Source organism: Sphingomonas bacterium (assembly GCF_903643035.1).
In the GTDB taxonomy this organism is placed as follows: domain Bacteria; phylum Pseudomonadota; class Alphaproteobacteria; order Sphingomonadales; family Sphingomonadaceae; genus Sphingomonas.
Window position 1 is genome coordinate 1 of sequence record NZ_CAHJWW010000105.1, and the last position, 9,306, is coordinate 9,306.

Annotated in this window: 6 protein-coding genes; 2 read left to right on the forward strand and 4 right to left on the reverse strand. The window is 68.3% G+C overall.

Going from position 1 to position 9,306, the window contains the following annotated elements; genetic code table 11:
• The 3 genes from HUV01_RS08200 to rfbC all read right to left on the reverse strand — a co-directional run.
• A partial coding sequence (locus tag HUV01_RS08200) for an SDR family oxidoreductase (protein ID WP_254606502.1) occupies positions 1–573 on the reverse strand: 573 nt, incomplete at its 3' end.
• 50 nt (positions 574–623) lie between these two features.
• Complete coding sequence (gene rfbB, locus HUV01_RS08205; RefSeq protein ID WP_174297806.1) at positions 624–1,676, reverse strand: dTDP-glucose 4,6-dehydratase; 1,053 nt, start codon at positions 1,674–1,676, stop codon at positions 624–626.
• Positions 1,677–1,686: 10 nt separating this feature from the next.
• Complete coding sequence (gene rfbC, locus HUV01_RS08210; RefSeq protein ID WP_174297807.1) at positions 1,687–2,247, reverse strand: dTDP-4-dehydrorhamnose 3,5-epimerase; 561 nt, start codon at positions 2,245–2,247, stop codon at positions 1,687–1,689.
• A 366-nt stretch (positions 2,248–2,613) separates the two neighbouring features.
• On the opposite strand from rfbC, the gene HUV01_RS08215 reads away from it, so the two are divergent.
• Both HUV01_RS08215 and polA read left to right on the forward strand, forming a co-directional pair.
• A complete protein-coding gene (locus HUV01_RS08215; protein WP_174297808.1) occupies positions 2,614–4,821 on the forward strand; it encodes a TonB-dependent receptor in 2,208 nt (735 codons plus the stop codon).
• Between the two features lie 85 nt (positions 4,822–4,906).
• Entirely contained in the window at positions 4,907–7,657 is a 2,751-nt protein-coding gene (gene polA, locus HUV01_RS08220; protein WP_174297809.1) for a DNA polymerase I, read from the forward strand.
• Between the two features lie 34 nt (positions 7,658–7,691).
• On the opposite strand, the gene purH is transcribed toward polA, so the two are convergent.
• Positions 7,692–9,281, reverse strand: coding sequence for a bifunctional phosphoribosylaminoimidazolecarboxamide formyltransferase/IMP cyclohydrolase (gene purH, locus HUV01_RS08225; protein ID WP_174297810.1), 1,590 nt, complete (start codon positions 9,279–9,281; stop codon positions 7,692–7,694).
• Positions 9,282–9,306 lie beyond the last annotated feature (25 nt).

The following is a 9,306-nucleotide window of genomic DNA, read 5'->3' on the forward strand; positions in this document are numbered from 1 at the left end:
GCTCGTCGGGCTGCCGCGCTGGTCGTCCACCACCCGCAGCGCGCCGCGCTCGCCGCCCACGCGCAGCATGGTCTTCACAAAGTTGTTGCCGTGCGCCGACACCACCCAGGCCGTCCGCACGATCGCATGGCGCGCGCCCGAGGTCCGCACCGCGAGCTCGCCGCCGAGCTTGGAGGCGCCGTACACGCCGAGCGGCGCGACCGGGTCGGCGGGCTCCCACTCGCCGTCCTTGTCGCCGGCGAAGACATAGTCGGTCGACACCTGGACGATCGGGATGTCGCCTCGCGCGCAAGCCTCGCCGAACGCGGCCGGCGCCAGCGCGTTGACCGCCCAGGCCGCGACCTGGTCGGACTCCGCCCTGTCGACGGCCGTATAGGCGGCGGCGTTGATGACCGCGGCGAAGGGCTGTCCGCGATGCCCGGCCGCGACGGTCCGCGCGATCGCCGCGGTGTCGCGAAGGTCGAGCGCGCTCCGGTCGACAGCGACCGCCTGCCATCCTTCGGGCCAGGCGGCGCGGGCAAGCTCGACGCCGACCTGGCCGCCGGCGCCGGTGACGAGGATGGTGCGCGTCATCGGTGTCCCCGGATCGATGGAGACGGCGTCGACCGGCGAGGCCCGCGACATCAGGCCGCGATCCCGCGCCGCTCGGACGCCCTGCCCGCGACCAGCGGTCGCCACCAGTCCTCGTGGGAGACGTACCAGGCGACCGTCTTCTCGATCCCGGTCTCGAAGGTTTCCTGCGGGTACCAGCCGAGTTCCGCGTTGATGCGGCTCGCGTCGATCGCATAGCGCCGGTCGTGGCCGGGCCGATCCGCGACCGACGCGATCTGTCCGGCATAGGAGCGGCCGTCGACGCGGGGCCGCAGGCGATCGAGGATCGCGCAGATCGCGTGCACCACCTCGATGTTCCGTTTCTCGTTGAACCCGCCGACGTTGTACGTCCGGCCGACTTCCCCGCGCTCGAACACCGCCTGCAGCGCGCGGACATGGTCCTCGACGAACAGCCAGTCGCGCACCTGGTCGCCCTTGCCGTACACGGGCAGCGGCTCGCCATCGAGCGCCTTGGCGATCATCAGCGGCACCAGCTTCTCGGGGAAATGGTACGGGCCATAGTTGTTGGAGCAGTTGGTGACGAGCACGGGCAGGCCATAGGTATGCCCCCAGGCGCTGACGAGATGGTCCGATCCCGCCTTGGACGCCGAATAGGGCGAGCGCGGATCATAGGGCGTGTCCTCGGTAAACAGCCCCGTCTCCCCCAGCGTGCCATAGACCTCGTCGGTCGATATATGGTGGAAGCGGAAGGCCGCCCTCGCCCCGTCATCCAGACCCTGCCAATAGCGCAGCGCCTCGCCCAGCATCACGAAGGTGCCGACGACGTTGGTCTGCACGAACGCGCCCGGCCCGTCGATCGAGCGATCGACATGGCTCTCGGCCGCCAGGTGCGTGACGACGTCCGGCCTGAACCCGGCGATGACCGCGCGCACCGCGCCGGCGTCGCAGATATCGCCCTGCACGAAGCGATACCGCTCGCTGCCCGATACCTCGCGGACGGTCGACAGCGTGCCGGCATAGGTCAGCTTGTCGAAATTGAGCACCTCATGCCCGCTGTTCCCGATGAGGTGACGGACAAGGGCCGAGCCGATGAAGCCGGCCCCGCCGGTGACGAAGACGCGCATGGACGATCCTTCAGGCGAGGGGTTCGAGCGGGTGTCCGTCATAGGCGAACGGACTGTCGAAATCGGCCAGCGCGGGCTGGACCTGATCCTTGGCGCTCAGCTCGGGCACGGTGCCGGCCGGCATCGGCCAGTCGATGCCGACGCTGTTCCAGCGGATGCCCCCGTCGCAATCGGGCGCATAGGTGTCCGAGCATTTGTACGTCACCTCGCATTCCGGCTCGAGCGTCACGAAACCGTGCGCGAAGCCGATGGGGATGAACAGCTGGTGCCCGTTCTCGGCGGAAAGCTCGGCGCCGACCCAGCGACCCCAGGTGGGCGAGCCGCGGCGTATGTCGACGGCGACGTCGAAGATCCGTCCGCGGATGCAGCGCACCAGCTTGTCCTGTCCGCGCGGCGGCACCTGGAAATGCAGTCCGCGCAGCGTATGGGCGGGCACCGACAGCGAATGATTATCCTGCACGAATGCCCGGGAGATGCCGAGCCTGTCGAACGCCGGCACGGAATAGACCTCGGTGAACCAGCCGCGATCGTCGCCGAAGCGTCGCGGCGGGATAAGCGTCACTCCGGTCATCTGGGCGCGCCTGTAGTCAAAACGATCACTCGACTGCCATCCCGTAAAGCATCCGCTTCCGGCCTCGAAGGCCTGCCACGCTTTCGGTGGAAGGTCTAGGGCGGGCGCCGGCCGCGCCGATGCCCGGCACGGTCGCCACGTTCGGGCCACCCCTTGTTTCCACCGCACCATTTCGCAGTACCGCCGACGCGCCCAGCGGCATCGATCGAGTCTTCGTCCGGGCTCGCCGCCGCGATCGCGAGACGGCCTGTGCGAACCTGGAGGTTGGTGCGTCGCAAACGGCTGCCCAATCTTCTGTATCCAGTCAATGCGTTTGCCGGTACCAGCGTCCGAACAGCCCGATAAACGGGCGTAGGGGAGGAAAACATGCCGTCATCGCGCGCGATGCTCTACACGACCGCACTCGCGGCGGCCGTCGCCGTATCGCAGGGCGCAAGGGCTCAGGACGCCGGAACGGTCGCCCCGGCTCCGGCAAGCGCGCAGCCGCCGCCACAGTCCGCCGACAGTGGCCAGGGCCTCGCCGATATCGTGGTCACCGCCCAGAAGCGGGCCGAGAACCTTCAGCGGATCCCGATCGCCATCACCGCCGCCTCGGCCACCGACCTCGCCAACCGCAACGTAAACAACACGACGGAACTCAACGCGGTCGTTCCGGGCCTGAACGTCCGCACCGCGGCGGGGGCCGCCCAGACCTTCATTCGCGGCATCGGCACGACGAGCAACGTCGTGGAAAATCCGGTCGCTCTCTATATCGACGGCGTCTATCTTCCGCAGCAGCGCGACGGCCTGCGCGAGCTGGTCGACGTCGAGCAGGTCGCGGTGCTCAAGGGACCGCAGGGCACACTGTTCGGCCGCAACGCCACCGGCGGCGTCATCCAGATCACGACGCGCGCGCCGTCGCACAGCTTTTCCGGCGAGGCACGCGCCGAGATCGACAGCTACGCGACGTTCCGCACCCGGGCCTATGTCACCGGCGGCCTGACGCAGAAGGTCGCGGCCAGCCTGGCGCTTGGCTATGCCCATCAGGGCGACGGCTATGGCGACAGCATCACGACCGGCAACGATACCAATCGCCTGCGCCACGAGTTCACCGCGCGCGCCAAGGTGCTGATCGAGGCGGACAGCCGTACCGACATCACCGTGATCGGCGATTACCTTGACCGCAACCAGCTGGCGAACAGCTTCCAGCCTTATGAGGGGACATCGTTGTCGGTGCCCGGCACCGGGCCGCTCACGTCGAAATACGACTCCTACCAAGGCGCGGACTCGTACATCGCCTATCACGGCGGCGGCGCGAGCGTGACGATCGATCACGACCTGGACTTCGCGAAGATCGTGTCGATCAGTGCATACCGTGCCGGCAAGACCCAGTTCCTGTTCGACAATGCCGCGGTGCCCGGGCAGTTGTTCGTCGTCAGCACGACCAACAGCCCGAATCGCATGTACAGCCAGGAGTTCCAGCTGGTCTCCGCCAGGAACGACAGGTTCAACTGGGTCACGGGCATCTACCTGTACGATTACCGCAACAGCGCCCTTCCCATCGTGCGAGACTTCCGGGGGCCGCTGGCGCCGGCGCCGACGTCGACCGCGCATTCGGAGACGACGGGCACTGAACTGACGAAGTCGGTCGCGCCGTTCGCGCAGGCCACCTACGAGTTCCTGCCGCGCACCAATCTGACGGTCGGCGCGCGATACACCTACGAGAAGCGCGAGGCGAGCGTCAGCCAGATCGCCACGCGCAACAACGGCACGACCGCCACGGTCGCGCGCAACGACGAACTGACGATCAGGAAGCCGACCTTCCGCGTCGCGATCGATCACCGGCTCACCGATGACGTGCTCGGCTATGTCTCGTTCAACACCGGCATCAAGAGCGGCGGCTTCAACATCATCAATCCCAGTCCGGGGTATCTGCCGGAGAAGCTGACCGCCTATGAGACTGGCGTGAAGAGCGAACTGCTCGGCAAGCGGCTGCGCCTGAATCTCGCCGCCTTCTACTATGACTACAAGAACCTTCAGGTAATCCAGTTCGTCGGCGTCGCGCAGACGGTCGTCAACGGCGCGGCGGCCAGGCTCTATGGCCTCGACGTGGATTTCGAGGCGGAACCGGTGCGAGGGCTGCGGCTTTCGGGCGGGCTCGAGCTGGAGCATACCGGGTTCACGGACTATCGCGGCGCCGTGTTCAGCACACCGCGGCCGACCGGCGGGGCGGTCATCTTCTCGGGCGATGCGACCGGCAATCGCCTGGTCCTCGCGCAGGAGTTTTCCGGTACGGCCGCGATGGACTATCACCACTCGCTGCCGCGCGGGTCGCTCGACTATAATCTGACCGCCAACTACAATGGCGATTATTATTTCGAGGCGGACAACTTCCTGCGTCAGCGGCCGTATACGATCGTCAACACGTCGTTGCGCTGGACGCTGCCGGACGACCGGATCAGCTTCACGCTGTTCGCCCGCAACCTGCTCGACGAGCATGTCATCACCCAGTCCACGACGCAGTCGCTCGGCTATCCGACCGCCTATTCGAACACGCCGCGCAGCGTCGGCGGCGCCGTCGGGATCAAGTTCTGATCGACACACAGGATCATGGGCGTGGCGGCCCGTCTCGCGTGCGGCGGGATTTGAGGGGCGCGGCGGCATCCGCTAAAGGCCGGCCATGCCCCATCTCTATCTCGTCGACGGCTCCGGCTACATCTTCCGCGCCTACCACCGGCTGCCGCCGCTAACCAATCGGCACGGCGAGCCGGTCGGCGCCGTCTATGGCTATACGGCGATGCTGTGGAGGCTGGCGGATGAGGTCCACGCCGCGGACGGCCCGAGCCACATGGCGGTCATCCTCGACAAATCCTCCCGGACGTTCCGCAACGACATGTACGCCGAATACAAGGCGCATCGCCCACCCCCGCCCGAGGACCTCGTCCCCCAGTTCCCGATGATCCGCGACGCCACCCGCGCCTTTTCGCTGCCCTGCATCGAGGAGGAAGGACTGGAGGCGGACGACCTGATCGCGAGCTACGCCAAGGCGGCGCTGGCGCAAGGGTGGCAGGTGACGATCGTCTCCAGCGACAAGGACCTGATGCAGCTGATCGAGCCCGGTCTCGACATGTACGACACGATGAACAACCGGCGGCTGGGGCCGGAGGCGGTGGTCGAGAAGTTCGGCGTGGCGCCCGACAAGCTCGGCGAGGTGCTGGCGCTGATGGGCGACGCGGTCGACAACGTGCCGGGCGTACCCGGCGTCGGGCCGAAGACCGCGGCCAGGCTGATCCAGGAACATGGCAGCGTCGAGGGCGTGATCGCCGCCGCGCCGGGCATGAAGCCCGGCAAGCTGCGCGACAATCTGATCGCCCACGCCGATGCCGCCCGGATGAGCCGCGAACTGGTCAGGCTGGTGTGCGACGCGCCGCTGGAACAGCCGCTGGAGGAACTGGAGCTCAAGGGCATTCCCGATGCGCCGCTGCGCGCGTTCCTGGAGCATCACGGCTTTCGCACGCTGCTCGCGCGGCTCGGCCAGGTCGCCGACGCGCCGGTCGCGGTGCCCGCAGGCGTGCCGATGGAGGAGGACCCGCCCTGCGACCACGACGGCTATGAAACGGTGGTGGACGAGGCCGCGCTCGATCGCTGGATCGCGATCGCGCGGCACCAGGGATGGGTGGCGATCGACACCGAGACGAGCGGCACCGATTCGATGGCCTGCACGCTGGTGGGCGTGTCGATGGCGGTGCATCCCAATCTCGCCGCCTATGTGCCGCTGGCGCATGGCGGGACCGACCTGCTGGCCGAGACGCCGGTACAGCTGTCGCCCGAGGTGGCGCTCGCCCGGCTGCGGCCGTTGATGGCGGATCCGGGCGTCCTCAAGATCGGCCACAACCTGAAGTTCGACATGACGGTGCTGGCGCGGCACGGCGTCGAGGTCGCACCCTATGACGACACGATCGTGATGAGCTTCGACCTGGACGCGGGGCTGCACGGGCACGGCATGGACGAGCTGGCGGCGACGCATCTCTCGCACTCGTGCATCGCGTTCAAGGACGTGGTCGGCACCGGCAAGTCGCAGCGCGGCTTCCACGAGATCGACCTCCGATCCGCCACCCGCTATGCCGCCGAGGACGCGGACGTGACCTACCGGCTGTGGAAGCGGTTCCGCGCGCGCCTGCCGGCGGAGGGATCGACGCGGGTGTACGAGATGGTCGACCGGCCGCTGGTCGCGGTGGTCGCGCGGATGGAGCGGCGCGGCGTGCGCGTCGACCGCGACCGGCTGGCGGTGCTGTCGGCGGACTTCACCGGCCAGATCGCCGGGCTGGAGACCGTCATCCACCAGATGGCTGGCGGACCGTTCACGATCGGCAGCCCCAAGCAGCTCGGCGACGTGCTGTTCGAGCGGCTGGGCCTGAAGGGCGGGCGCAAGGGCAAGTCGGGCGTCTATTCCACCGACGTCACCGAACTCGAACGCATCGCGCGCGAGAAGGGCGAGGGGCATGAGATCGTCGCCAGGGTGCTGGAATGGCGGCAGCTCTCCAAGCTGAAGAACACCTATACCGACGCGCTCCAGCAGGAGATCAACGCGGAGACCGGACGCGTCCACACCAGCTACTCGCTGACGGGCGCGCAGACCGGCCGGCTGTCGTCCACCGAGCCCAACCTCCAGAACATCCCGATCCGCACGGAGACCGGCCGCCAGATCCGCAACGCCTTCGTGGCCGATCCGGGCAACGTCATCCTGTCCGCCGATTACTCGCAGATCGAGCTGCGCCTGGCCGCGCACATCGCCGACGTGCCGCAGCTGCGCGACGCGTTCGCGAACGGCGACGACATCCACGCGCTGACCGCGCAGGAACTGTTCGGGCATGTCGACCGCGACACCCGCTCGCGCGCCAAGACGATCAACTTCGCCATCCTGTACGGCATCTCGCGCTGGGGACTGGCCGGGCGGCTCGACGTGTCGGCGGACGAGGCGCAGGCGATGATCGATACGTATTTCGACCGGTTTCCCGGCATCAATCGCTACATCGCGGAGACGCTGGCCGGAGTGCGCGAGCGCGGCCACACGACGACGCTGTTCGGCCGCAAATGCTGGTTCCCGCGCCTGAAGTCGAAAGTGCAGCACGAACGGCAGGGCGCCGAGCGCGCGGCGATCAACGCGCCGATCCAGGGCACCAGCGCCGACATCATCAAGCGCGCGATGATCCGCATGGAGCCGGCGCTGGCACAGGCAGAACTGCCCGAGGTACGGATGCTCCTACAGGTCCACGACGAACTGGTCTTCGAACTGCCCGAGCGGGACGTGGAGCGGGCGCGACCGGTCATCGAGCGGGTCATGGCGAGCGCCGCCGAGCCCGCGGTACGGCTGACGGTGCCGTTGGGCGTCGAGATCGGCACTGGCCCGAGCTGGGGAGAGGCGCACTGAGCCCAACGGTGTTCCACGTGGAACATCCGGTGCGTCAGTGCCTGAAGTGTCGCATTCCCGTGAATACCATCGCCAGTCCGGCGGCGTCGGCGGCGGCGATCACCTCGTCGTCGCGGATCGAGCCGCCAGGCTGGATCACCGCCGTTGCGCCTGCCTCCACCGCGGCCATCAGCCCGTCGGCGAAAGGGAAGAACGCGTCCGACGCGACCGCCGCGCCGATCGTGCGGGGCTTTGCCCATCCCGCCCTGTCGGCGGCATCGCGCGCCTTCCACGCGGCGATGCGCGCGGACTCCAGCCGGTTCATCTGGCCCGCGCCGATGCCGGCGGTGGCGCCGTCCCTGGCGTAGACGATCGCGTTGGACTTGACGTGCTTGGCGACGGTCCACGCGAACAGGCAATCGTCGAGCTCGCGCGACGTCGGTGGCCGCTTCGTCATGACTTGCAATGCGTCGCGCGCCACCCGACCAAAGTCGCGTTGCTGTACCAGCGAGCCGCCGGCGATGATCGTCGTCGACAGGCCGGCGCGCGCCGGATCGGGCAGCGCGCCGGTCAGCAGCAGCCGCAGGTTCTTCTTGCGGGCAAACACCGCGCGCGCGTCCTCGTCCGCATCGGGCGCCACCACCACCTCGGTGAAGATCGCCGACATCGCCTCGGCCGTCGCGCCATCGAGCGGCCGGTTGGTGGCGATGATCCCGCCGAATGCTGAGACGCTGTCGCACGCCAGCGCGGCGCGATACGCCTCCTCCAGCGTGGCGGCGACGGCGACCCCGCACGGGTTGGCGTGCTTGACGATCACGACCGTGGGGGCCGAGTCGCGGAACTCGGCGACCAATTCCAGCGCCGCGTTCGCGTCGTTATAGTTGTTGTAGCTCAGTGCCTTGCCCTGCATCTGGCTTGCCTGCGCGATGCCGCGTGCGGCTGTGCCGGCGGGCACGTACAACGCCGCCTGCTGGTGCGGGTTCTCGCCATAGCGCAGCGTCGTGACAAGTCGTGAGGCCATCACCCGGACGGGCGGGAACACATGCTCCTGGTCGACGGCGGCGAACCAGCCGGCAATCGCGGCGTCATAGGCGGCGGTGGCGGCAAAGGCACAGGCGGCAAGCCGGCGCCGGGTCTCGAGCGTCGTGGCACCGTCGTTGCCGGCAAGCTCGTCGATCAGCGCGGGATAGTCCGCAGGATCGGTCACGATCGCGACATGCGCATGGTTCTTGGCCGCAGAACGCACCATCGACGGGCCGCCGATATCGATGTTCTCGATCACTTCGGCCCGGTCCGCGCCCTTGGCCACCGTCGCCTCGAACGGATAGAGGTTGACGATCACCAGGTCGATCGCGCCGATCCCGTGCGCCGTCATCGCCGCGACATGGGCGGGATCGTCGCGCACCGCCAGCAGGCCGCCGTGTACCTTGGGGTGCAGCGTCTTGACGCGGCCGTCCATCATCTCGGGGAAGCCGGTCAGCTCCGACACATCGCGCACCGCCAGCCCGGCTGCCCGCAACGCAGCGGCGGTGCCGCCCGTCGACACCAGCTCCACCCCATGCCCGGCGAGCGCCTGCGCCAGCTCGACGAGGCCGGTCTTGTCCGACACGGACAGCAGGGCGCGGGTGACGGGGACGAGGGTCATGGCGGGACTCCGGGACCGCCGGGCC